Origin of the sequence: Enterobacter sp. WP_7_1, assembly GCF_003688535.1 — a bacterium.
Lineage (GTDB): Bacteria > Pseudomonadota > Gammaproteobacteria > Enterobacterales > Enterobacteriaceae > Enterobacter > Enterobacter asburiae.
The window spans coordinates 141,441-166,000 of sequence record NZ_REFK01000006.1; the positions used below are offsets into that span (position 1 = coordinate 141,441).

Here is a 24,560-nt window from a genome sequence, read left to right on the forward strand (position 1 = left end):
CGGTTTTTCCTGCCGTTACCCATAAGGGGTCATAAGCTTTCGTATTAAAAAGGCGGGGGATTAGCCTTTCAGCTGCACCTTGCCGTCCTTCACGCGAACGTCATAGTGCTTCACTGAATGACTCTCATCTTCCATGCAGTACCCGTCGCTTAAGCGGAAACGCTGCTTTTTCAGCGGACTGGCGACCCACAGCTCCCCCTGATGCTCGGCAATCAAGCCGCGGGAGAGTACGCTAGCCTCGAAGAACGGGTCGATATTGCTGATGGCAAAAACCTGTTCATCGTGGCGAGGGCGGAAAATCGCGACCTGTTCTTTGCCCAGCAGCGCGCACACGCCGGTGGCGGGGATGATGTCGTTAATATCGCAAATATTTATCCACTGGCTCATGCGTTTTCCTCCACCAGCGTCACCGGAATACGCTCATACGGTGTCGCCGGACGATGCTGTTCACGCTCCGGCATAACCTGTACGTTCGGGTCGCGCTGGGTGCTGTTGATAAAGTGTTTGAAGCGCGTCTGCGCCGCCGGGGTGTTGACGGTTTCCGTCCACTCGCAGATCACCGCCTCGCGAAGGCGTGTCATCTCGGCTTCCAGATGTTCGTTCAGGCCCAGCTTGTCGTCGATGATCACCGATTTCAGGTAATCGATGCCGCCTTCCAGATTATCGAGCCAGGAAGCGGTACGGGTCAGCTTATCGGCGGTACGGATGTAGAACATCATGAAGCGGTCGAGATACTGAATCAGCGTGTCGCGATCGAGATCCGCCGCCAGCAGGTCCGCATGGCGTGGCTTCATCCCGCCGTTGCCGCAGACGTACAGGTTCCAGCCTTTCTCGGTGGCGATGATACCCACGTCTTTACCCTGCGCTTCCGCACATTCGCGGGTACAGCCGGAGACGCCAAACTTCATTTTGTGCGGGGTGCGGATGCCTTTGTAGCGGTTCTCCAGCTCCACGCCGAAGCCCACGCTGTCGCCGACGCCGTAGCGGCACCAGGTGCTCCCCACGCAGGTTTTCGCCATGCGCAGCGCTTTGGCGTACGCGTGGCCGGTTTCGAAGCCCGCTTCAATCAGCTGACGCCAGATTTCCGGCAGGTCGTCCTTCTGCGCTCCAAACAGGCCGATACGCTGGGAGCCGGTGATTTTGGTGTACAGGTTAAATTCACGGGCAATACGGCCCACGGCCACCAGCCCTTCCGGCGTAATTTCGCCACCGGCGGAACGTGGAATAACGGAGTAGGTGCCGTCTTTCTGGATGTTTGCCAGGAAGTTATCGTTGGTGTCCTGCAGCGGCGTATGCTCGGGCTTGAGCACGTACTCGTTCCAGCAGGAGGCCAGCAGGGAGCCGACGGTCGGTTTACAGACTTCGCAGCCGTAGCCCTGGCCGTGCTTCGCCAGCAGTTCGTCGAAGGACTTAATGCCCTCCACGCGGATCAGGTGGTACAGCTCCTGGCGAGAATACGCGAAGTGCTCGCACAGGTTGTTGTTCACTTCGATGCCCTGTTTCGCCAGCTCGGCGTTCAGCACCTGAGTGACCAGCGGAATACAGCCGCCGCAGCCGGTTCCGGCTTTGGTTTCGGCTTTCAGGGCCGCCACGGTGTGGCAACCTTTGTTGATGGCGGAGATCAGCATGCCTTTGGTGACGTCGAAGCAGGAGCAAATCTGCGCGCTGTCCGGCAGTTTATCCACGCCGATAGACGGCTTGCCGCTGGACGCGTGCGCCGGGAGGATCAGCGCGTCCGGGTTTTCCGGCAGTTCGATGGCGTTCAGCACCAGCTGGAGCAGGTTGCCGAAGTCGCTGGTGTCGCCCACCAGCACCGCACCGAGCAGGGTTTTATTGTCCTGGCTGACGATGAGGCGTTTGTAGACTTCTTTGCTTTCGTCGAGATAGACATAGCTGCGTGAATTCGGGGTGCGGCCATGCGCATCGCCAATACCGCCTACGTCCACGCCCAGCAGCTTCAGCTTGGCGCTCATGTCTGCACCGGTAAACGCGTTTTCGCTGCCGAGGATATGGTCCACGGCGACCTGCGCCATTTTGTAGCCCGGCGCCACCAGGCCGTAGACGCGGTTGTTCCAGCTGGCGCATTCGCCGATGGCGTAGATATCCGGATCGGAGGTCTGGCAGGCGTCGTTGATCATGATCCCGCCGCGCTGCGCCACGGCCAGACCGCACTGGGTCGCCAGCTTGTCGCGCGGACGAATACCGGTGGAGAAGACGATGAAGTCCACTTCAAGCTCGCTGCCGTCGGCAAAGCGCATGGTTTTGCGCGCTTCAGTCCCTTCCTGAACGATCTCTTTGGTGTTCTTGCTGGTGTGAACCTTCACGCCCATGCTTTCGATTTTACGACGAAGCTGGTCGCCGCCCATGTGGTCCAGCTGTTCGGCCATCAGCATCGGGGCAAATTCGATGACGTGGGTTTCAACGCCGAGGTTTTTCAGCGCGCCTGCCGCTTCCAGGCCCAGCAGACCGCCGCCGACAACCGCGCCGCGACGGCTTCGACGGGCGCAGGATTCGATGGCGTTGAGGTCTTCAATGGTACGGTAGACGAAGCAATCCTGAGTTTCCGAGCCTTTGATCGGCGGGATCCACGGATAGGAGCCCGTCGCCATGATCAGCTTGTCGTAAAAAACCGTACGCCCGGCGCTGGAGTGGATCACTTTTTCCTGACGGTTGATGGTGATAGCGCGTTCGCCCACCAGCACTTTTACGCCATGCTTCTCGTAGAAACCTTCGCGCACCAGAGAGAGTTCTTCGGCGGTATGATGGGAGAAGTAGGAAGATAGGTGCACACGGTCGTACGCCTTGCGGGGTTCTTCACAGAACACGGTAATATCGAACTGCTCAGCATCGGCCTTATCGAGAAGATCCTCGATAAAGCGGTGGCCGACCATGCCGTTACCGATGATAGCGAGTCTGACTTTGCTCATTATTGCCTCGATTTCTTTTCTATTATTGCCTACCTTAACGATTCAGCAGGGGCGCTTATTGATGCAAATCAAATACGTCTTCGCCTACTCCTTAGGTGGTATGCGACTGATTTGTCAGGATTTTTATAAGTGGCGGAAATCGCAGGCTTTTCGTGCTCGTTGAATTTGTGTACAAATCAGGGGCGGTTTTGCCAAAATCGATACGCCTGAATATCAGCGGCGTTTTTTAGGGGAAGGGTATGTCTACAACACCGTTATGGCTTGTTCAGAATGTTCGTTTACCGGGTCGGGAAGGGCTGTGGCAGCTTGCCATTGAGAACGGGCGATTTGGTGACATCACCCCGATGGACGACACCCACGCCGAAAGTTATGAAGTATTGAACGCGCGCGGCGGGCTTGCGATCCCGCCGTTCATTGAGCCGCATATCCATCTTGATACGACACAGACCGCGGGTGAGCCGAACTGGAACCAGTCCGGCACGCTGTTCGAAGGCATTGAGCGCTGGGCGGAGCGCAAGGCGTTGCTCAGCCATGAGGATGTCAAAGCGCGCGCCTGGAAAACGCTGAAGTGGCAAATTGCCAACGGCATCCAGTTTGTCCGCACCCATGTGGATGTCTCCGACCCGACGCTCACCGCCCTGAAGGCGATGCTGGAGGTGAAGCAGGAGATTGCCCCGTGGGTGACGCTGCAAATCGTCGCGTTCCCGCAGGAAGGTATTCTCTCTTACCCGAACGGCGCGGCGCTGCTGGAAGAGGCGTTAAGGCTGGGGGCTGACGTGGTGGGGGCGATCCCGCACTTCGAGTTCACCCGCGAGTATGGCGTGCAGTCGCTGCATATCGCTTTTGAACTGGCGAAGAAGTATGACCGTCCGCTGGATATCCACTGCGATGAAATTGACGACGAGCAGTCGCGGTTTGTCGAGACGGTGGCAACACTGGCGTATGAAGCCGGCATTGGCCCGCGCGTGACGGCCAGCCACACCACCGCCATGCACTCCTACAACGGCGCGTACACCTCGCGGCTCTTCCGCCTGCTGAAGATGTCGGGAATTAACTTCGTCGCTAACCCGCTGGTCAATATTCATCTGCAGGGGCGCTTTGATGACTATCCGAAGCGCCGCGGCATCACGCGCGTGAAAGAACTCCAGGAAGCGGGCATTAACGTCTGCTTCGGCCATGACGACGTCTTCGACCCGTGGTACCCGCTCGGCACCGGCAACATGCTGCAGGTGCTGCATATGGGGCTGCACGTCTGCCAGATGATGGGCTATCCGCAAATCGACAGCGGCCTGAATCTCATCACCCATAACAGCGCCCGGACCTTCGGCCTGAGCGATTACGGTATTAAGACAGGTAACCCGGCGAACCTGATTATTCTGCCTGCGGAGAGCGGGTTTGAAGCGGTGCGCTGTCAGGTGCCGGTGCGCTGGTCGATTCGTCAGGGACGCGTGATTGCCACGACGCAGCTGGCGCAGACGTGGATCCAGACGGATGTCGGGGGAGAAGAGGTAAGCTTTGCCAGAAACAGCCCCTCTGCAGAGCGCAAAGGGGCGTAAGGGTTAGTGAGACGATGCTGCCGCGTTGTGCTGGCGGTGGCGGGTCACGAAGCCCAGGATGAAGCACATGATGAACACCACGGCATACAGACCGTTAGCGGTGTGCAGCGCTGCCAGCGGGCCGCTGTGGGCCACGATCGGGCCAGTGACCACGAAGGTCAGCATGGTGCCGATGGTGCCGCAGGTCAGGACGAAGTTAACCAGCTTCGGCGAGGCCACTTTGGTCTGCAGCGAACCCAGGGTGATGATCGAGGTATAAATGGCGCTGGAGAAGAAGCCCAGGGTCAGAATGAACCACGGCATATGTTCCGGTGAACCGTTGATGAACAGGTACATCAGTACGGTCGCCATACCTGCCAGCACGGTCAGAATGCGCTGCAGGTCGAAGAAGCGCAGGATGAAGCTAAACGCCCACATGCCGAACATGTAAGACATCCAGAAATCGCTCACCAGTTGACCCGCATCGTTCAGGCTCATGCCCAGACCTTTGGCGTATTCCGGTACCCAGGAGATAAAGCCCAGCTGGCCCAGGATGTAGCACAGGGCGGCAACGGAGAGGAACAGCACGCCGATGCCCCATTTTTCTTTCGCAACGGGCTCGGCGGTAGTTTGCGCTTTCTTGCCCAGCACCGGGAACTCGCAGCCGAAGGTCAGAATAAAGATCGCCACGTAGACCAGACCAATGCAGGCATAGACCCAGTACCACTCGATGCTGCGCGCCAGCAGAACGGCCGCGACCATCGGGAAAATCATACCGGCCATGCTGAAGAAGGAGTCGGTAAACAGCAGGCGCGCGCCGCGCTGGCGGCCTTCATACATGTGGGTAATCAGGAACGTACCGATCGACATGGTGATCCCGCTGACCAGACCCAGCACAAACATCGCGGCGGAGAACAGCGCGATGCTGTGGCTCAGCATCAGGCCCGCCACGGCGGCGACCATCAGCACAAAGCCAAAACGCAGCTGGGTTTTCAGCGGGACGATTTCCATCAGCCAGGCATTCAGGAAGATAGAGATCAGGATCCCCGCGTTGAGGAAGGTGAAGGTATTACTCATGCTGGAAACGGGCAGCTGGAAGTAGCCTGCGATATTTCCCATCACCATCCCGGTGACGATCACCAACGCGCCGGTCAGGGCGTAGGAGAAGAAGCTGATCCATGTGAGCTTGATGCGATTGCTGTTAGTCATGTCTGGCCTGTTCAGAAAAAGAAAATCGCCCAGGGGGCGCTGAGAGCGGGCAGATTTTAGACATTAAAGTGATCCATTCATATCTTTTAAGAGAAATTAGAAGTTCATTGCATGGTTTTGTGTGATCTGCATCACACAAAAAGGCGTGAAAGCCAACCGTTTGCGCGGTTACAACTGTTTCAATTTCGTAAAATTAGGTAAAAGGCTGGTCTCCGTTCATACTGCTCTTTAGAATCAAGCCATTCGCTTTTTATACTGCGCTTTGTTAAGGAATTCTCATGCTCAAATCAACACTGGCGGCTGTCGCAGCTGTGTTTGCTCTTTCTGCCGTTTCCCCTGCTGCGCTGGCAGCAAAAGGGGACCCTCACGTTCTGCTGACCACCTCCGCCGGGAACATTGAGCTGGAACTGAATAGCCAGAAAGCTCCGGTTTCCGTGAAAAACTTCCTCGACTACGTGAACAGTGGTTTCTATAACAACACCACTTTCCACCGCGTGATCCCGGGCTTTATGGTGCAGGGCGGCGGCTTCAACGAGCAGATGCAGCAGAAACAGCCTAACCCGCCAATCAAAAACGAAGCGGACAACGGACTGCTGAACAAGCGCGGCACCATCTCCATGGCGCGTACCGCGGACAAAGACAGCGCGACCAGCCAGTTCTTCCTGAACGTGGCGGATAACGCCTTCCTCGACCACGGTCAGCGCGACTTCGGCTATGCCGTTTTCGGTAAAATCGTGAAAGGGATGGACGTGGCTGACAAGATTTCTCAGGTGCCTACTCACGACGTCGGTCCGTATCAGAATGTGCCGTCAAAACCGGTGGTTATCCTCTCCGCGAAAGTTCTGCCGTAATTCTTCTGAACGCGGGCTTCTCCTGCCCGCGTTCTGTAACCCTCCCTGCGAAAGCGCGTTTTGCTGCTTATACTTGTGGCAAACGGACTATTCAGGGAGGCGTTAAGTGAAAAAGCTCACCGACAAGCAAAAATCCCGTCTCTGGGAACAGCAGCGTAACGTCAATTTACAGGCCAGTTGTCTCCTTGAAAAAGGTAATGGTCCCTCAGACCCCCATATTGAGACGCTGGAGCTTGGGCCTTCCGCGCCCGGGTTGCCCCATCTGTGCCTTATTCATCGTCATTTGTACCGCAGCGAGATGAAGCGGGCTGGTGAGTTCCGCACTGACGATATTTTTAAGGGTGACATCCCTTTCTGCCATTTCGAATACATCGAGAAGATGGGTAACGAGCTGATGGCGGCGCTGGAAAGCGAAAAGTATCTCGTGGGTCTTGAGAAAGCGGCGTTTGTTAACAGAGTTAGCCACTATTACTGCGAAATCAACATGCTGCATCCGTTTATGCGCGGCAACGGTATTGCCCAACGCGTTTTCTTCGAGCAGCTGGCGCTCCACGCGGGCTACTCGCTGGACTGGCGCGATATCGATCCCGACCAGTGGGTGGCGGCTAACCGAAGCGGCGCAACGGGAGATTTAACCGCGCTAAACGCTATCTTTGCCAAAGTAGTGAGCGAAGCGCGGGAATCTGAGTAGAATAGGGCGGCATTTTTTTCGGGAGCCGCCATGATTCTGCTGATTGATAACTACGATTCCTTCACCTGGAACCTTTACCAGTATTTTTGTGAACTGGGTGCAGAGGTGGTTGTCCGCCGCAACGACGAGATCGGACTGGCCGATATCGGGATGCTGGCTCCGCAGAAAATCGTGATTTCTCCGGGGCCGTGTACGCCGTCGGAATCGGGTATTTCTCTGGATGTTATCCAGCACTATGCCGGAAAGCTGCCGATCCTGGGCGTCTGCCTGGGCCATCAGGCGATTGCTCAGGCGTTTGGTGCCACTATCGTGCGCGCCGCCAAAGTGATGCACGGAAAAACCTCTCCGGTCACACACGCCGGCACCGGAGTATTCACGGGGCTCAATAATCCGTTAACCGTCACGCGCTACCATTCCCTGGTCATTGACCCGCCGACGCTGCCCGACTGCTTTGAGGTGACCGCCCGGAGCGATACGCAGGAGATCATGGGGATTCGTCACCGCGAATGGGACCTCGAAGGCGTGCAGTTCCACCCGGAAAGCATCCTCAGCGAGCAGGGGCACGCGCTGCTGGCGAATTTCCTCAATCGCTGAATATCTGTTGCCTTGCTGTGATTTTTTATGCATATTTTGTGATTATATTTTCACAATCACTGTGACATAAAATGGATGGTCATGACATGGCAACTGAACAACCAGCAATTACCCGCGCGACATTTGATGAAGTGATCCTGCCGATTTATGCACCGGCTGAGTTTATCCCGGTGAAGGGAAAGGGCAGCCGCGTCTGGGATCAGCAGGGGAAAGAGTATGTGGATTTCGCGGGCGGTATTGCGGTCACGGCGCTGGGTCATTGCCATCCCGCGCTGGTGGAGGCGCTGAAAACCCAGGGTGAAACCCTGTGGCACACCAGCAACGTGTTCACCAACGAACCGGCGCTGCGCCTGGGCCGCAAGATCATTGATGCGACCTTTGCCGAGCGCGTGCTGTTTATGAACTCCGGCACCGAAGCCAACGAAACCGCTTTTAAGCTGGCGCGCTACTACGCGGCAACGCGCCACAGCCCGTACAAAACCAAAATCATCGCCTTCCACAACGCCTTCCACGGACGCTCCTTCTTTACCGTTTCCGTTGGCGGCCAGCCGAAGTATTCCGACGGGTTTGGCCCGAAGCCGGCCGACATCGTCCACGTGCCGTTTAACGATCTGCATGCCGTGAAAGCGGTGATGGACGACCATACCTGCGCGGTGGTGGTCGAGCCGATCCAGGGTGAAGGCGGCGTGACCGCGGCAACCCCGGAATTCCTGAAAGGGCTGCGCGCGCTGTGCGACGAACATCAGGCGCTGCTGGTCTTTGATGAAGTGCAGTGCGGGATGGGGCGTACCGGGGATCTGTTCGCGTATATGCACTACGGCGTGACGCCGGATATTCTGACCAGCGCTAAAGCGCTCGGCGGTGGTTTCCCGGTGAGTGCGGTACTGACTACGCAGGAGATCGCCTCCGCGTTCCACGTCGGCTCTCACGGCTCTACCTACGGCGGTAACCCGCTGGCGAGCGCCGTGGCGGGCGCCGCATTCGACATTATCAACACGCCGGAGGTGTTGAACGCCGTGAGCGCGAAGCGCGAGCTGTTCGTAAAACACCTGCAAAAGATTGATGAGCAGTACGACGTGTTCAGCGAAATCCGCGGGATGGGGCTGTTGATTGGCGCCGAGCTGAAGCCGCAGTACAAGGGCCGCGCGCGCGACTTCCTGCACGCCGCCGCGCACGAAGGGGTTATGGTACTCAACGCCGGACCGGACGTGATGCGCTTTGCGCCGTCGCTGGTGGTGGAAGACAGGGATATTGAGGACGGGTTAACCCGCTTTGCCGCGGCGGTCGCGAAGATCGTTAAAGGTTAATACTCGGTTCGCTTTAACCGGCGCGTTAACCAAATCCCGTGATGCGGGCGCTGACGCCATGCCACCGACGAAATGGTGTGCATGGTGTTCAGATGCCCGAGAACGCGCTGCAAATGCTGCTCCAGGGTGCTCATTGGCCCGTGGGTTAACGTCTCCGGCGCTTCAAGAATGTTCGAATCTCCCGACTCGCCCGGCGCGTCATACTCCAGACGCTGCTGACACCTCTGCAACGCAATTTCACATGACTGCAAATAGCGCTGCGCCAGATCGGGCGTCAGCATCGTGTGCTCGCGCGCCAGCGTGGTCATGGCGTTAATGTGCTCGACGATAAACTGGCTGTGCGTCACCCAGAGCTTCATGTCTGCCAGATAGTGCGAGTTAAAGCCCGGCTCCTGCATCGCCTGGTTGAGCGAGTTAAACAGGGCGTTGTGCGCCTGGTTGACCTTCATTCGCTGATAGGCCAGCGGCGAGGGCTGCGGGTCGTCGCTCAGGATCAGGCGAATAGCCTGCTGGTCGGCTTCCAGCGCGTCGTGGGCGTTCTGGCGCAGCAGCCCGCTTTGCCACTGCGGCCACAGCCAGACCATGCCGCCAAAGGCAATCAGACAGCCGATTAGGGTATCAATCAGCCTGGCGACAATAAACTGTTCGCCATTGAGCGTGAGCAGCTGCAGGGTATATACCGCCGTCACCGTAAAGCCCACCATCGCCCAGCCGTAGTTTTTGCGGATAATCAGGTAGCTCACCAGCGTAACCGCCAGCATGCCTGCCAGGGTATAGCCTTCCGGCACGTGGAAGTGCAGCGTCACGCCCGCGATGATCAGCCCGGCCATCGTTCCGCCAGCCCGATGCAGAATACGCACCCGCGTGGCGCCGTAGCCGTTCTGGGTGACAAACAGCACGGTCATTAAGATCCAGTAGGGTTTCGGCAGGTGCAGCGCCATACCCATCAGGCTGGCGGTACTGAGCATCACGCTAATCCTTGCGGCGTTGCGCAGGGCGGACGATTTAAGAGAAAGATAGCTTTTGAGCGCGGGCAATAGCGGAAGCCGTTTCTGCTTATCCGCCATCAGGTCGCGGGGATAAAGCGGGCGCTGCGTGCGCAACACGCGGGCGATACGGCTGAAGTGCCAGGCGGCAAACTGGCCGACGGGGTTATCCGGATGCTGACGGGCGATTTTCTCCAGCGCGCCCAGCTGCTTATCCATGTTAAAGCGCGTCGGGTAGCGGTGATAGAGAATATCATCGGCCAGCACCCGCAGGCGCGCGGACACGGTCTGCGCGTTCCAGCGGATCACCGCTTCGGCGTGGCTGCGCTCGACCAGCTTTTGCACCTCCTGCGGGTGGTGAAGGCTCACGGAGATATGCTCCTGCAGATCCAGCCCGACCTGGAAGGTGCGCAGCAGCCGCTTGTAGTCGTGGTTCTTGTTGGCGGCGAGCATATGCAGCTGCTGATAGCACTGGCTTATCAGATCCACCACCTTCTGCTGGCGCGTCAGCAGCGGCGGTAAGGATTTTTCCGGATCGGTATGCTGGGTGAGCAGGGTGTATTTGGCCTCGCAGTAATCCGCAAGCTGCACATAGAGCAGGCTCAGGGATTCACGCAGCGGCTGTTCGCGCCACAGCCAGAACCAAAACCAGTTAAACAGCCCGTACCACAATGTCCCCAGGGCGTAAATCAGCAGTGGCTCCCACACCGGCATATTCCCTGCGAGGCTCAGCGTGAAAATGGCCGCAATCAGCGAGGCGGGAAGCAGGCGGGCGTGCAGCGAACTGATTTCCGCCGTGACGCCGAGCGTCATCGCCAGCACGGTCAGGATCAGCGGCAGCGGGATATCCCGGGCAAGCAGAAGCTGTACGGCGAGGCTACAGCCAGCAAACAGGCAGCCACCGATAATCAGGCGTTTGAAAAAGCGCTTATGCGGCGTATCCAGACCGGCAATGTTGCAGCAAGCGGGCACGAGGGAAAACAGCAGGCCTTGCTGAAGATGTCCGAGGATCAGGCCTATGGCCACAGGAAGACATAACACCAGCGTTTGTCGCAGTGCGTAGTTAACTTCCGGGTGATAGATCAGCCTGCGCCACATGGGGAGTAGAGACAAAAACGGCGTGACACCTTGCGATGGCACGCCGTTTAAGCGGAATTAACGCGTTCCGTAGACCACGATGGTTTTACCGTGGGCGGAGATTAGGTTTTGATCTTCCAGCATTTTCAGAATACGGCCCACTGTTTCACGGGAGCAACCGACGATCTGACCAATTTCCTGACGGGTAATTTTAATTTGCATGCCGTCCGGGTGGGTCATGGCGTCTGGCTGTTTCGCCAGGTTCAACAGGGTTTGTGCGATACGGCCGGTAACGTCCAGGAAGGCGAGGTTACCCACTTTCTCTGACGTAACCTGCAGACGGCGCGCCATCTGGGAAGAAAGACGCATCAGGATGTCAGGGTTAACCTGAATCAGCTGACGGAACTTCTTGTAAGAAATTTCAGCCACTTCACATGCTGTCTTTGCACGAACCCAGGCGCTACGTTCCTGGCCCTCTTCAAACAGGCCCAGTTCACCGATGAAATCGCCCTGGTTCAGATAAGAAAGGATCATCTCTTTCCCTTCTTCATCTTTGATCAGCACTGCCACCGAGCCTTTAACGATGTAATACAACGTTTCCGCTTTTTCACCCTGGTGAATCAGCGTGCTCTTCGATGGGTACTTATGAATGTGGCAATGAGACAAGAACCATTCGAGAGTCGGGTCTGTTTGCGGTTTGCCAAGCACCATGCGCTGTTATCCTCTGTTATAAGCTGTCACCAGAGTCATCAGATGCATCCGGACTCTGGGGTTGCAATCGAATTCTTACCCATACCCTGGGAAGTCGGCTACCGTAACGTTTCGCAGCCAGTAAAGTTTGATGTCCTCTGCATACACGTGTAACGTCAATGTATTACTGTAGCATCCTGAGTGTTTTAGCATAGCTTTCGCCGCGTGTCTCCTGGTGTCTCGCTTCAGCATGATGCAGGTCGCCTTCCATTGCGAGAAATGTAACGCACGCGTAATCTGTCACCAAAAATGCAACGTTGGAGTTTAAGAATATGCAAGCGCGCGTGAAATGGGTTGAAGGTTTAACGTTCCTGGGCGAGTCCGCGTCAGGACACCAGATTTTGATGGACGGTAACTCCGGCGATAAAGCACCCAGCCCAATGGAAATGGTGCTGATGGCGGCAGGCGGATGCAGCGCAATTGATGTGGTATCGATTCTGCAAAAAGGACGTCATGACGTGACGGATTGTGAGGTTAAACTCACGTCAGAACGTCGCGAAGAGGCGCCACGCCTGTTCACCCATATTAACCTGCACTTTGTGGTCACCGGTAAGGAGCTGAAAGACGCGGCGGTCTCGCGTGCGGTGGACCTGTCTGCGGAGAAGTACTGCTCTGTGGCGTTGATGCTGGAGAAAGCGGTAAAAATCACGCATTCGTATGAAGTGATCGAGGCGTGATTGATGGGGCATCGTGCGTGTTGATGCCCTCACCCTAACCCTCTCCCACTGGGAGAGGGAACATGCTCACGCGATCTGCTTCCCTTCCATCAGTCGCTCCACCAGCGGCGTCATGATGAGCTCCATCGCCAGCCCCATTTTTCCGCCCGGCACCACTAACGTATTCATGTGCGAAATAAAAGAGCCCTGCAGCATGGCCAGCAGCCAGGGGTAATCAATGCCGTCGAGATTGCGGAAATGGATCACTACAAAGCTTTCATCCAGCGACGGGATGCTTTTGGCCGCGAACGGGTTGGAGGTGTCCACCGTCGGCACGCGCTGGAAGTTGATATGGGTGCGGGAGAACTGCGGCGTCAGGAAGTTAATGTAATCCTCCATGGAGCGCACCACGGAGTCCATCACCGCTTCGCGAGAATGGCCGCGCTCGCTCATGTCACGCGTCAGCTTCTGGATCCACTCCAGGTTAACGATAGGGACCACGCCGACCAGCAGATCCACGTGGCGCGCCACGTCGTGCTGAGGGGTGACCACGCCGCCGTGCAATCCTTCGTAAAACAGGACGTCGGTGGGTTCCGGTAGCGGCTGCCACGGGGTAAAGGTTCCCGGCACCTGATTCCAGGGTACGGCTTCATCATAGGTGTGCAGATACTTGCGGGACTGCCCTTTGCCGCTCTTACCGTACTCTATAAAGGTTTGTTCCAGCAGGCCAAAGTCATTGGCTTCCGGGCCGAAGTAGCTGATGTGTTTACCCGAATCGCGCGCCTTACGGATGGCCATGTCCATCTCCGGACGCGTGTAGCGGTGAAAGCTGTCGCCTTCGACCTCCGCCGCACGGAGATTCAGCTGGGCGAAAATCTTGCGAAATGCGAGGCTGGTGGTGGTGGTTCCCGCACCACTCGACCCCGTAACGGCAATAACCGGATGTCTGGCAGACATAGCAACTCCCTGACTGAAAAGGGTGGAAGATCAGCCGTGAAACGCGTTGCGGGGCATGATATTGACCGTCTCATGCAGTTCTGACCACACCAGCAGCACGTCGCCGCTTTTCAGCTGGCGCTTAACATCGTTGACCTTTTGCTCAAGCGAGCGTTCCTGTTCACCATAATCGGTGCCTTCGCGTAATACAAAGCTTTCAATCAGATTATCGAGCGTTTCGGGAGCCAGATCCTGCCAGGGAATAATCATTTTGCACCGTCCAGATAAGGGGTTAGCCAGTCAGGAATACGCGCCTCAAGCCACATTTTCGGGCGGCGCAGCGTGCCGCCGATAAACCCGACGTGGCCGCCGTGCTCGGTCAACTGATAGTGAACGTTGTCGGGCAGGAACTCCTGAGCGGGGATCGAGTGATGATCCATAAACGGGTCATCTTTGGCATGAATAATCAGCGTCGGCTGCGTGATCTTGCTGAGCAGCGGCATGGCGCTGCACTGACGATAATAGTCAATCGCATCGGCGAAGCCGTGGATTTTCGCGGTGATCAGGTCGTCGAACTCGCGGATACGGCGCACCTTTTTCAGCTGGCGCAGGCTTACCGGCAGGGTATCCGGGTAGGCCTTCAGTTTACGCGCCGCGTTGGCCTTCAGAAGGTTGAGCAGGTAGCGCTGATAGACGCGGGAAAAGCCTTTATCCATGTGGTAGCTGCACTGCTCGAGCATAAACGGCGCGGAGACAATGACGGCGGCATCCAGCGGGACGCTTTCACCCTCTTTGGCCAGCAGACAGGCCAGCATATTGCCGCCCAACGAGTAGCCCACCGCGGCGGTTGGCACGGTGCCAAAGTTGTCCCGCAGCCAGTGTAAAAACCACGTGCCGTCTTCGGTTTCACCCGAGTGATAAATGCGTTTCTGACGATTCGGTTCACCGCTGCAGCCGCGAAAATGCATCACCACGCCGAGCCAGCCGCGCGCTTTTGCCGCTTCAATTAACCCATGCGCATACGGGCTGTGCAGGCTGCCTTCCAGACCGTGAAAGACCACCAGACGCGGTTTATGGCGAGCCTGTTCAGGCGCTTCGCTCCAGGCGAGATCCAGAAAGTCACCGTCTGGCAGGTCAAGCCGTTGCCAGTGCGGGGTGAACTGAATCTTGCGGCGGATCAGTCGCGGCAGCATGGTCTGCAAATGGGGATTCGCCACGCCGCGCATAGGCACGAACTCAGTGCTGTCTTCGGCCGCAATGTCGAAGTCTGATGGTATGATTTGGGTCATAAGCGCGATGCTGATTCTTGTCGGAAATTTACGATACTTTCCGAATTGTACCCCGTTTAAGCTGGATTTCCGAACCCGGTACGGATTCTGTTCTTCAAACGGGGTAAATAGGTCAGTCAGCCTGCAGCATTGCTTCCAGCTGTTCCTGGGCGTCGAGCCACGCCATCTCGCACTCTTCTAGACTGGATTTGGTCTTCGCCTGCGTTTGCAGGCAGTCGGTCAGCTCCGCCTTGCGGCTCTGGTCATACAGGCCGCTATCGCCAAGCTTCTCTTCAACAACAGCAAGCGTGGCGTTGAGTTTTTCCATCTCTTTTTCGAGACGGGTAATCTCTTTACGCAGGGGCTGCGTCTGGGTGCGAAGCTCCGCTTCACGACGCTTCTGGTCTTTACGCGCCTGCGCGCTGTTGGCGTTGTCTTTTGCTGACTCTTCCGGCTGGTTTTCCTGCTTCTGCACGTCCGTCAGCCACTGCTGGTAGTCTTCCAGATCGCCGTCGAACGGTTCAACTTTGCCGCCGTGCACTAAATACAGATCGTCCGTGGTGGAGCGGATCAGGTGACGGTCGTGCGAAACCACCACCAGCGCGCCTTCAAACTCAATCAGTGCTTCGGTCAGCGCCTGGCGCATGTCGAGATCCAGGTGGTTGGTCGGTTCATCAAGCAGCAGCAGGTTCGGACGCTGCCAGACGATCAGCGCCAGTACCAGACGGGCCTTTTCGCCGCCGGAGAAGCGCTCGGTGTTTTCAGTCACCTTATCGCCCTGGAAGCCGAAGCCGCCGAGATAGTCGCGCAGCTTCTGCTCCATCTCCTGCGGCGCCAGACGCGCGAGATGCTGAATCGGTGATTCATCCGCGCGTAAAAATTCCAGCTGATGCTGGGCGAAGTAACCCAGCTTGATGCCCTTCGCCAGGCCGATTTCACCGCTGACCGGGTTAAGCTCGCCCGCCAGCAGTTTGATCAGCGTCGATTTACCGGCGCCGTTACGCCCCAGCAGGCCAATGCGCGAACCCGGCACCAGGTTGAGCTTGATGGAATCGAGAATAATGCGGTCGGCATAGCCCGCGCTGACCTTCTCCATCTTCAGCAGCGGGTTAGGCAGGCTTTCCGGCTCGCGGAAGCTGAAGTGGAACGGGTTATCCACGTGCGCCGGGGCAATCATCTCCATGCGTTCCAGCATCTTGATGCGGCTCTGGGCCTGCTTGGCTTTTGAGGCCTTGGCCTTAAAGCGATCCACGAAGCTCTGCAGGTGCGCCACGCGCTGCTGCTGGCTTTCGTACATGGACTGCTGCTGGGCGAGACGCGTCGCGCGCTGGCGCTCGAAGGAGCTGTAGTTGCCGGTGTACTCGAACATCGTTTGCTGTTCGATATGAATGATTTTATCCACCACCGGGTCAAGGAAGTCGCGGTCGTGGGAGATCAGAATCAGAGTGCCCTGATAGCTCTTGAGCCACTTCTCCAGCCAAATAACCGCATCGAGATCGAGGTGGTTGGTAGGTTCGTCAAGCAACAGCAGGTCAGAGCGGCAGATCAGCGCCTGCGCCAGGTTAAGACGCATACGCCAGCCGCCGGAGAAGTCGCTGACCGGGCGTTCCAGCTGTTCGTTGCTGAAGCCCAGGCCGTGTAGCAGGCTGGAGGCGCGGGAGCGAATGGTCCACGCGTCGATGGCATCCAGCTTGCCGTGAACGGTGGCGATGGCGTGACCGTCGTTGCGCTCGTTAGCAGAATGAAGTTCCGCCTCGAGCTTACGGTATTCACGGTCGCCGTCGATAACATAGTCGAGCGCCGGTTCGCTCAGCGCCGGCGTCTCCTGGTTTACCCAGGCGAGCTGCCAGTTCCCCGGGAAGGTAAAGTTACCGCCATCCGCGCTAATCTCGTTTTTCAGCAGCGCCAGCAGGGTGGATTTACCGCAGCCGTTTTTGCCGACCAGGCCCACTTTTTGGCCTGGGTTGATGGTAGCAGTGGCGTTATCCAGCAGGACGCGCACGCCGCGACGAATTTGTAACGAGGAGAAAACAATCATAGAAGCGCCGTATGTTCCGACTATGTTAATTTGTCATTATGATAATGTAAGGTGTGGGCCATTTTCCGCACCGGGCCGCCATGGTAGCCCAAAACAGCGACGATACACAAAAACAGAAACAAGACCGGGAGGGGAATGATGTCTCAGACAGCAAAAGTGCTGCTGCTGTATGCCCATCCGGAATCTCAGGACTCGGTGGCAAACCGGGTGCTGCTTAAGCCGGCCACACAGCTCAGCAACGTGACGGTGCACGATCTCTACGCGCACTATCCTGATTTCTTTATTGATATCCCTTACGAGCAGGAGCTGCTGCGTCAGCATGACGTGATTGTGTTCCAGCATCCGCTTTATACCTATAGCTGTCCGGCGCTGCTCAAAGAGTGGCTGGACCGCGTGCTGAGCCGGGGCTTCTCCAGCGGGGTGGGGGGCAACCAGCTTGCGGGAAAGTACTGGCGTAGTGTGATTACGACCGGTGAACCCGAAAGCGCTTACCGTCACGACGGGCTGAACCGTTATCCGATGAGCGACATCCTGCGGCCTTTCGAGCTGACGGCGGCCATGTGCCGTATGCACTGGATGAGCCCGATTATTGTCTACTGGGCGCGGCGTCAGGATCCGAAAGAGCTGGCAAGCCACGCCAGAGCCTATGGTGAATGGCTGGCGTCACCCATTCCGGCAGGAGGTCGTTAATGGAAGGATCGAATTTACTCCTCGCCGGGGTGCTGTTTTTATTTGCGGCCGTCGTTGCGGTGCCGCTTGCGGCACGGATTGGTATCGGTGCGGTGTTGGGTTATCTGCTGGCGGGGATCGCGATTGGCCCCTGGGGACTGGGATTCATCAGCGATGTAGATGAGATCCTCCATTTCTCCGAGCTGGGCGTGGTGTTCCTGATGTTCATCATCGGCCTGGAGCTGAATCCTTCGAAATTGTGGCAACTCCGACGCTCCATATTTGGCGTGGGCGCCGCGCAGGTGTTGTTCAGCGCCGCGATCCTGGGCGGCCTGTTAATGCTGACCAACTTTTCATGGCAGGCGGCGGTGATTGGCGGGATAGGCCTTGCGATGTCGTCGACGGCGATGGCGCTGCAGCTGATGCGCGACAAAGGGATGAACCGTAACGAAGCCGGTCAGCTGGGCTTTTCGGTGCTGCTGTTCCAGGATTTGGCGGTGATCCCGGCGCTGGCGCTGGTGCCGCTGCTGGCGGGGTCCGGGGACGATCACTTTGACTGGGCTAAAATCGCCATGAAAGTGCTGGCCTTCGCGGGCATGCTGATTGGCGGTCGTTTCCTGCTACGTCCCGTGTTCCGCTTTATAGCCGCGTCTGGCGTTCGCGAGGTGTTTACCGCCGCGACGCTGCTGCTGGTGCTGGGATCGGCGTTATTTATGGACGCGCTGGGGCTGTCGATGGCGCTCGGGACCTTTATTGCCGGGGTGCTGCTGGCGGAGAGCGAGTATCGCCATGAGCTGGAAATTGCCATCGATCCCTTCAAAGGGCTGCTGCTAGGTCTGTTCTTTATTTCGGTCGGGATGGCGCTCAACCTTGGCGTGCTCTATACCCATCTGCTGTGGGTGATCGTGAGCGTCGCCATCCTGGTGGCGGTGAAGATGCTGGTGCTGTACGTCATGTCACGTATCTACGGGCTGCGCAGTTCGGAACGCATGCAGTTTGCCAGCGTGTTAAGCCAGGGAGGCGAGTTCGCGTTTGTGCTGTTCTCGACCGCCTCCTCCCAGAAGCTGTTTAAAGACGATCAGATGGCGCTTTTGCTGGTGACGGTCACGCTGTCTATGATGACCACGCCGCTGCTGATGAAGCTGGTGGATAAACTGCTGTCGCGCCGCCTGAATCCAGCTGACGATGAAGACGAAGCGCCGTGGGTGGAAGACGACAAGCCGCAGGTGATTGTGGTGGGCTTTGGCCGTTTCGGACAGGTTATCGGGCGATTGCTGATGGCGAACAAAATGCGCATTACGGTACTGGAGCGGGATATCAGCGCGGTCAACCTGATGCGCAAATATGGCTATAAGGTTTACTACGGCGACGCGACCCAGCTCGAGCTGCTGCGCTCGGCGGGGGCCGAAGCGGCAGAGTCCATCGTGATTACCTGTAACGATCCGGAAGACACGATGAAGCTGGTGGATCTGTGCCAGCAGCATTTCCCGCATCTGCATATTCTGGCGCGTGCGCGGGGACGTGTTGAAGCTCACGAATTGTTGCAGGCGGGTGTGAAACACTTCTCCCGTGAGACGTTCTCCAGTGCGCTGGAGCTGGGCCGTAAGGCGCTGATCTCGCTCGGCATGCATCCGCATCAGGCGCAGCGCGCCCAAATGCACTTCCGCCGGCTGGATATGCGGATGTTGCGCGAGCTGATGCCGGTACATACCGATACGGCGCAGATCTCCCGCGTGCGGGAAGCGCGTCGCGAGCTGGAGGAGATCTTCCAGCGAGAGATGCAACAGGAACGACGCCAGCTCGATGGCTGGGATGAATTTGAATAAAGGGTAACGAAAGATGGCTGTACGTAAACGCTTTATTGCGGGTGCAAAATGCCCGACCTGCCAGGCGCAAGATACCCTGGCGATGTGGCGGGAAAATAATATTGATGTTGTTGAGTGTGTTAAGTGCGGTCACCAGATGCGTGAGGCCGATAAAGAGGCCCGCGATCACGTTCGCAAAGAAGAGCAAGTTATCGGGATTTTTCATCCGGACTAGCGATATGCCCTGAGTTTTTTTAAGCTAAAGGGTACACGGGTGCAGATTTCCGCTACAATCTGCGCCAGCAATTTTCCCACGCTCAGGAGATATCATGAAAGTAGCAAAAGACCTGGTGGTCAGCCTGGCCTATCAGGTACGTACAGAAGACGGTGTGTTGGTTGATGAGTCTCCGGTGAGTGCGCCGCTTGACTACCTGCATGGTCACGGTTCCCTGATTTCCGGCCTGGAAAACGCGCTGGAAGGTCATGAAGTTGGCGACAAATTTGACGTTGCTGTAGGCGCGAACGACGCTTACGGTCAGTATGACGACAACCTGGTTCAGCGCGTTCCTAAAGACGTGTTCATGGGCGTTGACGAACTGCAGGTTGGCATGCGCTTCCTGGCTGAAACTGACCAGGGCCCGGTTCCTGTTGAAATCACCGAAGTGGAAGATGACCACGTCGTGGTTGACGGTAACCACATGCTGGCTGGCCAGAACCTGAAGTTCAACGTAGAAGTTGTTGCGATCCGTGAAGCGACCGAAGAAGAGCTGGCTCATGGCCACGTTCACGGTGCGCACGGTCACGACCATGACCACGATCACGGCCACGACGGCTGCTGCGGTGGTCACGGCCACGATCACGACCATGGTCACGACCACGGTAAAGGTGGTTGCGGTAACGGCGGCTGCGGCTGCCACTAATTCCGTCATGCGGAAAATAAAAAAGCGGGATAATCCCGCTTTTTTTACGCCTCAATAATGAGGTGGTGGCGTCTCTTCTGACTGAGAGGCGATGTGCGATGACTGCGTTGCCTTCACTTTTTCAGTGAGCAGGCGCATCAGATCGCGCAGCTTTGCCATTTCGAGCTCATGTGCGGTCACGGTCTGGTTTAGCTCTTCGATGGTGATGTCCTGAAAAGCCAGGCGGCTTTCCAGCTCAGCCATTCTCGCTTCTATTGCTGTATCCTTCATCATTCACCTCGTTTATTTCAGATTCGCCATAATGGCCCTGCGGCGGCGCAGTTTAACTGAGTTTATCCTTAAGTACAGTTCGCATCTCCTTGGCAGGAAACTTATTTAAACAAAAATAGTCTGAAAAGTGGCGAGAATTGGAAGTGTCTGTCTGTAGATTTCTTCCGCAACGTTTTATAGTACGTAACTCATTTACGTTTAACGCTGGGGTGAGAGTCCCCAGGCCCTGGAGATATGGATGAAATCACTGTTTAAAGTAACGCTGCTGGCGACCACGATGGCTGTTGCGCTGAACGCGCCGCTGTCATTCGCTGCTGATACTGCTGCGAAGCCTGCTGCTACTGCAGACAGCAAAGCGGCGTTCAAAAATGACGACCAGAAATCCGCCTATGCACTGGGCGCATCTCTGGGTCGTTACATGGAAAACTCTCTGAAAGAACAAGAGAAACTGGGCATCAAACTTGATAAAGCTCAGCTGATCGCGGGCGTTCAGGACGCATTTGCAGATAAGAGCAAGCTGTCTGACCAGGAAATTGAACAGACTCTGCAGGCGTTCGAAGCGCGCGTGAAGGGTGCCGCGCAGACCAAGATGGACGCGGACGCTAAAGACAACGAAGCGAAAGGCAAAGCCTACCGCGATACCTTTGCCAAAGAGAAGGGTGTGAAAACCTCTTCTACCGGCCTGGTGTACAAAGTTGAGAAAGAAGGCACCGGCGATGCGCCTAAAGACAGCGACACCGTTGTTGTGAACTACAAAGGTACGCTGATCGACGGTAAAGAGTTCGACAACTCTTACACCCGCGGTGAGCCGCTCTCCTTCCGTCTGGACGGCGTTATCCCGGGCTGGACTGAAGGCCTGAAAAACATCAAGAAAGGCGGCAAGATCAAGATGGTTATCCCACCGGATCTGGCCTATGGCAAAACCGGCGTTCCGGGTATCCCTGCCAACTCTACGCTGGTCTTTGACGTAGAGCTGCTGGATATTAAACCGGCACCGAAAGCGGATGCCAAGGCAGACGCACCGGCTGACGATAAAGCCGCTGCTGCTAAGAAGTAATGTTGAAAAAAACCGCCGCCTTTCAGGCGGCGGTTTTTTTATTGTGGGGCAGATATAATTAACACTGGAAAGCGCTACGCACGCTGTATTAATTTAGTTGTCCGTGTAGATAATGAGCCTGCCCTGAAAACCTAACGACAGGCTCCTGAAAAGGAGTGTTTTTTTCATGTCCAGGTCGCTTTTAACCAACGAAACCAGTGAACTTGATTTGCTGGATCAACGTCCTTTCGATCAGACCGACTTCGATATTCTGAAATCCTACGAAGCGGTAGTGGACGGGTTAGCGATGCTCATTGGCTCCCACTGCGAAATCGTATTGCACTCCCTGCAAGATCTAAAGTGTTCCGCCATCCGCATTGCGAATGGTGAGCATACTGGCCGTAAAATTGGTTCGCCAATTACCGACCTTGCATTGCGTATGCTGCATGACATGACCGGCGCGGACAGCAGCGTCTCCAAATGCTATTTCACCCGCGCCAAAAGCGGCGTGCTGATGAAATCAGAAACCATCGCGATTCGAAACCGCGAGCATCGTGTTATTGGGCTGCTGTGCATCAACATGAACCTTGATGTGCCATTCTCGCAAATCATGAGCACCTTTATTCCACCTGAAACGCCGGACGTTGGCTCCTCAGTTAACTTTGCCTCCTCTGTTGAAGATCTGGTGACGCAGACGCTTGAGTTTACGATTGAAGAGGTGAATGCCGATCGCAACGTCTCGAACAACGCCAAGAATCGTCAGATCGTGCTCAATCTTTATGAAAAAGGGATTTTTGATATTAAAGACGCCATCAACCAGGTGGCCGATCGTCTGAACATCTCCAAGCACACGGTCTACCTCTATATTCGCCAGTTCAAAAGCGGCGATTTCCAGGGACAAGACAAGTAATGCGTTTTGCGTTAATGGTGACAGGCCCGGCGTACGGCACTCAGCAGGCCAGCAGCGCGCTGCAGTTTGCGCATGCGCTACTGGCGGCCGGACATGAGCTGGCGAGCGTCTTCTTCTATCGGGAAGGGGTGTATAACGCGAATCAGTTTACGTCACCGGCGAGCGATGAGTTCGATCTGGTGCGCGCCTGGCAGGCATTAAACGAAAAGCAGGGCGTAGAACTGCACATCTGCGTTGCGGCGGCACTGCGCCGCGGGGTGACCGATGCAACCGAAGCCGCACGTCTTGGTTTATCGGGTTCTAACCTGCAGCCCGGCTTTTCGTTGAGTGGTCTGGGTGCACTGGCACAGGCGGCATTAACCTGCGACAGAGTGGTGCAATTCTGATGAAGCGCGTGGCATTTGTTTTTACCTCTGCGCCGCACGGCAATGCGTCCGGCAGAGAAGGGCTGGATGCGCTGCTCGCGACCTCAGCATTGACCGAAGATATCGGTGTCTTCTTTTTGGGCGACGGCGTATTTCAGCTTCTGGCGGGGCAACAGCCTCAGGCCATTCTGGCGCGTGATTACATCGCGACGTTCAAAGTGTTACCGCTTTACGATATCGAAACCTTCTATGTCTGTGCCGACTCCCTGGCTGCGCGCGGCCTAAACGAGGCAACGCCTTTCGTGCTGGATGTGACAGTCCTGTCTTCTGCTGCATTGCGCGAAGACCTTTCCCACTACGACACCGTTCTGACTTTCTGAGGCTGACATGCTCCATACTCTGAGCCATTCACCATGGCAATGTGATACCGACGCGTTACTGAGTATGCTGCGCGAAGGTGATGATCTGCTGCTGATTCAGGATGGCGTGCTTGCCGCACTGGAAGGCAGTCGTTTCGTTGAAATTCTCACGAATGCCCCCATAACAGTCTCTGCGCTGAAGGACGATCTGGATGCGCGGGGTCTTTCTGGTCAAATTTCAGCCAAAATTGACGTGGTTGGCTATACTGATTTCGTCAATCTTACTGTGACGCACGCCAGTCAAATGAACTGGTGATTTGAGATCGCTGTATATTTCTTGACACCTTTTCGACGTAGCCCTAAAATTTCGCGTCCTCATATTGTATGAGGTCGTTTTATTACGTGTTTACGAAGCAAAAGCTAAAACCAGGAGCTATTTAATGGCAACAGTTAACCAGCTGGTACGCAAACCACGCGCACGCAAAGTTGCAAAGAGCAACGTGCCTGCGCTGGAAGCCTGCCCGCAGAAACGTGGTGTATGTACTCGTGTATATACCACCACTCCTAAAAAACCAAACTCCGCACTGCGTAAAGTATGCCGTGTGCGTTTGACTAACGGTTTCGAAGTGACTTCCTACATCGGTGGTGAAGGTCACAACCTGCAGGAGCACTCCGTGATCCTGATCCGTGGCGGTCGTGTTAAAGACCTTCCGGGTGTTCGTTACCACACCGTTCGTGGTGCGCTCGACTGCTCAGGTGTTAAAGACCGTAAGCAGGCTCGCTCCAAGTACGGCGTGAAGCGTCCTAAGGCTTAATGGTTCTCCGTTAAGTAAGGCCAAACTGATTTATCTTAATGTCAAACTAAACTCTTTGAGTTTTGGACAATCCTGAATTAACAACGGAGTATTCCCATGCCACGTCGTCGCGTCATTGGTCAGCGTAAAATCCTTCCAGATCCGAAATTCGGATCAGAACTGCTGGCAAAATTTGTAAATATCCTGATGGTAGATGGTAAAAAATCTACTGCAGAAGCAATCGTATACAGCGCGCTTGAGACCCTGGCTCAGCGTTCTGGTAAAAATGAACTGGAAGCTTTCGAAGTCGCTCTCGACAACGTTCGCCCAACCGTAGAAGTTAAGTCCCGCCGCGTTGGTGGTTCTACTTATCAGGTTCCAGTTGAAGTTCGTCCGGTTCGTCGTAATGCCCTGGCAATGCGTTGGATCGTTGAAGCTGCTCGTAAACGCGGTGATAAATCCATGGCTCTGCGTCTGGCGAACGAACTTTCTGATGCTGCAGACAACAAAGGTACTGCAGTTAAGAAACGTGAAGACGTTCACCGTATGGCAGAAGCCAACAAGGCGTTCGCACACTACCGTTGGTAATCCCTTCGGAGTATTAGTC

27 protein-coding genes are annotated in these 24,560 nt (G+C 56.2%); 17 read left to right on the forward strand and 10 right to left on the reverse strand.

Going from position 1 to position 24,560, the window contains the following annotated elements; genetic code table 11:
* Positions 1 to 60 precede the first annotated feature (60 nt).
* Both nirD and nirB read right to left on the reverse strand, forming a co-directional pair.
* Positions 61 to 387, reverse strand: a complete 327-nt coding sequence (gene nirD, locus BJ885_RS20625) for a nitrite reductase small subunit NirD (RefSeq protein ID WP_029740471.1) — start codon at positions 385 to 387, stop codon at positions 61 to 63.
* Positions 384 to 2,927, reverse strand: coding sequence for a nitrite reductase large subunit NirB (nirB, locus tag BJ885_RS20630; RefSeq protein WP_121932687.1), 2,544 nt, complete (start codon positions 2,925 to 2,927; stop codon positions 384 to 386). Before nirB ends, nirD begins: the two co-directional genes overlap by 4 nt.
* Positions 2,928 to 3,166: 239 nt before the next feature.
* Between nirB and BJ885_RS20635 the strand changes: the two genes are divergently transcribed.
* Positions 3,167 to 4,483 (forward strand): cytosine deaminase, encoded by a 1,317-nt coding sequence (locus tag BJ885_RS20635; RefSeq protein ID WP_121932688.1) that lies wholly within the window; start codon positions 3,167 to 3,169, stop codon positions 4,481 to 4,483.
* Between the two features lie 3 nt (positions 4,484 to 4,486).
* Here the strand turns inward: BJ885_RS20635 and tsgA are convergent, their stop codons facing one another.
* Complete coding sequence (tsgA, locus tag BJ885_RS20640) at positions 4,487 to 5,671, reverse strand: MFS transporter TsgA (RefSeq protein WP_121932689.1); 1,185 nt, start codon at positions 5,669 to 5,671, stop codon at positions 4,487 to 4,489.
* A 278-nt stretch (positions 5,672 to 5,949) separates the two neighbouring features.
* Between tsgA and ppiA the strand changes: the two genes are divergently transcribed.
* From ppiA to BJ885_RS20660, 4 genes are all read left to right on the forward strand, one after another.
* Positions 5,950 to 6,522, forward strand: coding sequence for a peptidylprolyl isomerase A (ppiA, locus tag BJ885_RS20645; protein WP_023309471.1), 573 nt, complete (start codon positions 5,950 to 5,952; stop codon positions 6,520 to 6,522).
* Between the two features lie 106 nt (positions 6,523 to 6,628).
* Entirely contained in the window at positions 6,629 to 7,213 is a 585-nt protein-coding gene (locus BJ885_RS20650) for a putative adenosine monophosphate-protein transferase Fic (RefSeq protein WP_121932690.1), read from the forward strand.
* A gap of 30 nt (positions 7,214 to 7,243) precedes the next feature.
* The gene (gene pabA / locus BJ885_RS20655; protein ID WP_121932691.1) at positions 7,244 to 7,807 is read left to right on the forward strand and encodes an aminodeoxychorismate synthase component 2; all 564 of its coding nucleotides are present in this window, start codon (positions 7,244 to 7,246) and stop codon (positions 7,805 to 7,807) included.
* 86 nt (positions 7,808 to 7,893) lie between these two features.
* A complete protein-coding gene (locus tag BJ885_RS20660) occupies positions 7,894 to 9,114 on the forward strand; it encodes an aspartate aminotransferase family protein (RefSeq protein WP_183128643.1) in 1,221 nt (406 codons plus the stop codon).
* On the opposite strand, the gene BJ885_RS20665 is transcribed toward BJ885_RS20660, so the two are convergent.
* Together BJ885_RS20665 and crp are read right to left on the reverse strand one after the other, a co-directional pair.
* On the reverse strand, positions 9,111 to 11,198 hold the full coding sequence (locus BJ885_RS20665; protein ID WP_121932693.1) for a YccS/YhfK family putative transporter: 2,088 nt from the start codon (positions 11,196 to 11,198) through the stop codon (positions 9,111 to 9,113). The two genes, BJ885_RS20660 and BJ885_RS20665, sit on opposite strands and share 4 nt — an antisense overlap.
* A gap of 57 nt (positions 11,199 to 11,255) precedes the next feature.
* Positions 11,256 to 11,888 carry a cAMP-activated global transcriptional regulator CRP gene (crp, locus tag BJ885_RS20670; RefSeq protein WP_000242758.1) on the reverse strand — a complete coding sequence of 211 codons (633 nt, stop codon included), beginning with the start codon at positions 11,886 to 11,888 and terminating at the stop codon, positions 11,256 to 11,258.
* A 311-nt stretch (positions 11,889 to 12,199) separates the two neighbouring features.
* Between crp and BJ885_RS20675 the strand changes: the two genes are divergently transcribed.
* On the forward strand, positions 12,200 to 12,604 hold the full coding sequence (locus BJ885_RS20675) for an OsmC family protein (protein ID WP_008503018.1): 405 nt from the start codon (positions 12,200 to 12,202) through the stop codon (positions 12,602 to 12,604).
* Between the two features lie 66 nt (positions 12,605 to 12,670).
* Here BJ885_RS20675 and BJ885_RS20680 read toward each other — a convergent pair whose 3' ends face one another.
* From BJ885_RS20680 to BJ885_RS20695, 4 genes are all read right to left on the reverse strand, one after another.
* The gene (locus tag BJ885_RS20680; RefSeq protein ID WP_047646845.1) at positions 12,671 to 13,540 is read right to left on the reverse strand and encodes a phosphoribulokinase; all 870 of its coding nucleotides are present in this window, start codon (positions 13,538 to 13,540) and stop codon (positions 12,671 to 12,673) included.
* A gap of 30 nt (positions 13,541 to 13,570) precedes the next feature.
* Positions 13,571 to 13,789 carry a YheU family protein gene (locus tag BJ885_RS20685; RefSeq protein WP_063144226.1) on the reverse strand — a complete coding sequence of 73 codons (219 nt, stop codon included), beginning with the start codon at positions 13,787 to 13,789 and terminating at the stop codon, positions 13,571 to 13,573.
* Positions 13,786 to 14,808, reverse strand: coding sequence for a hydrolase (locus BJ885_RS20690; RefSeq protein WP_121932694.1), 1,023 nt, complete (start codon positions 14,806 to 14,808; stop codon positions 13,786 to 13,788). Before BJ885_RS20690 ends, BJ885_RS20685 begins: the two co-directional genes overlap by 4 nt.
* Positions 14,809 to 14,920: 112 nt before the next feature.
* A complete protein-coding gene (locus BJ885_RS20695) occupies positions 14,921 to 16,825 on the reverse strand; it encodes an ABC transporter ATP-binding protein (protein WP_029741378.1) in 1,905 nt (634 codons plus the stop codon).
* Between the two features lie 135 nt (positions 16,826 to 16,960).
* Between BJ885_RS20695 and kefG the strand changes: the two genes are divergently transcribed.
* The 4 genes from kefG to slyD all read left to right on the forward strand — a co-directional run bounded on the left by kefG (position 16,961) and on the right by slyD (position 20,219).
* Positions 16,961 to 17,515, forward strand: coding sequence for a glutathione-regulated potassium-efflux system ancillary protein KefG (kefG, locus tag BJ885_RS20700; protein WP_021242220.1), 555 nt, complete (start codon positions 16,961 to 16,963; stop codon positions 17,513 to 17,515).
* Positions 17,515 to 19,320, forward strand: coding sequence for a glutathione-regulated potassium-efflux system protein KefB (gene kefB / locus BJ885_RS20705; protein WP_059347533.1), 1,806 nt, complete (start codon positions 17,515 to 17,517; stop codon positions 19,318 to 19,320). Before kefG ends, kefB begins: the two co-directional genes overlap by 1 nt.
* A 13-nt stretch (positions 19,321 to 19,333) precedes the next feature.
* Positions 19,334 to 19,534: a YheV family putative zinc ribbon protein gene (locus tag BJ885_RS20710; RefSeq protein WP_010436300.1), complete on the forward strand. Its 201-nt coding sequence runs from the start codon at positions 19,334 to 19,336 to the stop codon at positions 19,532 to 19,534.
* A gap of 94 nt (positions 19,535 to 19,628) precedes the next feature.
* Positions 19,629 to 20,219: a peptidylprolyl isomerase gene (gene slyD / locus BJ885_RS20715; RefSeq protein ID WP_014833521.1), complete on the forward strand. Its 591-nt coding sequence runs from the start codon at positions 19,629 to 19,631 to the stop codon at positions 20,217 to 20,219.
* A gap of 51 nt (positions 20,220 to 20,270) precedes the next feature.
* Here the strand turns inward: slyD and BJ885_RS20720 are convergent, their stop codons facing one another.
* A complete protein-coding gene (locus BJ885_RS20720) occupies positions 20,271 to 20,489 on the reverse strand; it encodes a protein SlyX (protein ID WP_047059786.1) in 219 nt (72 codons plus the stop codon).
* 238 nt (positions 20,490 to 20,727) lie between these two features.
* Here BJ885_RS20720 and fkpA point away from each other — a divergent pair, with 238 nt between their 5' ends.
* The 7 genes from fkpA to rpsG all read left to right on the forward strand — a co-directional run bounded on the left by fkpA (position 20,728) and on the right by rpsG (position 24,541).
* Positions 20,728 to 21,546 (forward strand): FKBP-type peptidyl-prolyl cis-trans isomerase, encoded by an 819-nt coding sequence (fkpA, locus tag BJ885_RS20725; protein WP_023309460.1) that lies wholly within the window; start codon positions 20,728 to 20,730, stop codon positions 21,544 to 21,546.
* Between the two features lie 166 nt (positions 21,547 to 21,712).
* A complete protein-coding gene (locus BJ885_RS20730) occupies positions 21,713 to 22,435 on the forward strand; it encodes a transcriptional regulator (protein WP_014171909.1) in 723 nt (240 codons plus the stop codon).
* On the forward strand, positions 22,435 to 22,821 hold the full coding sequence (gene tusD, locus BJ885_RS20735; RefSeq protein WP_033146792.1) for a sulfurtransferase complex subunit TusD: 387 nt from the start codon (positions 22,435 to 22,437) through the stop codon (positions 22,819 to 22,821). Before BJ885_RS20730 ends, tusD begins: the two co-directional genes overlap by 1 nt.
* Entirely contained in the window at positions 22,821 to 23,180 is a 360-nt protein-coding gene (gene tusC, locus BJ885_RS20740; RefSeq protein ID WP_121932695.1) for a sulfurtransferase complex subunit TusC, read from the forward strand. The genes tusD and tusC overlap by 1 nt, the downstream gene beginning before the upstream one ends.
* Positions 23,181 to 23,187: 7 nt before the next feature.
* Positions 23,188 to 23,475, forward strand: a complete 288-nt coding sequence (tusB, locus tag BJ885_RS20745) for a sulfurtransferase complex subunit TusB (RefSeq protein WP_054830114.1) — start codon at positions 23,188 to 23,190, stop codon at positions 23,473 to 23,475.
* 124 nt (positions 23,476 to 23,599) lie between these two features.
* Positions 23,600 to 23,974: a 30S ribosomal protein S12 gene (gene rpsL / locus BJ885_RS20750; protein WP_000246815.1), complete on the forward strand. Its 375-nt coding sequence runs from the start codon at positions 23,600 to 23,602 to the stop codon at positions 23,972 to 23,974.
* A 96-nt stretch (positions 23,975 to 24,070) separates the two neighbouring features.
* A complete protein-coding gene (rpsG, locus tag BJ885_RS20755) occupies positions 24,071 to 24,541 on the forward strand; it encodes a 30S ribosomal protein S7 (protein WP_004106370.1) in 471 nt (156 codons plus the stop codon).
* Positions 24,542 to 24,560 lie beyond the last annotated feature (19 nt).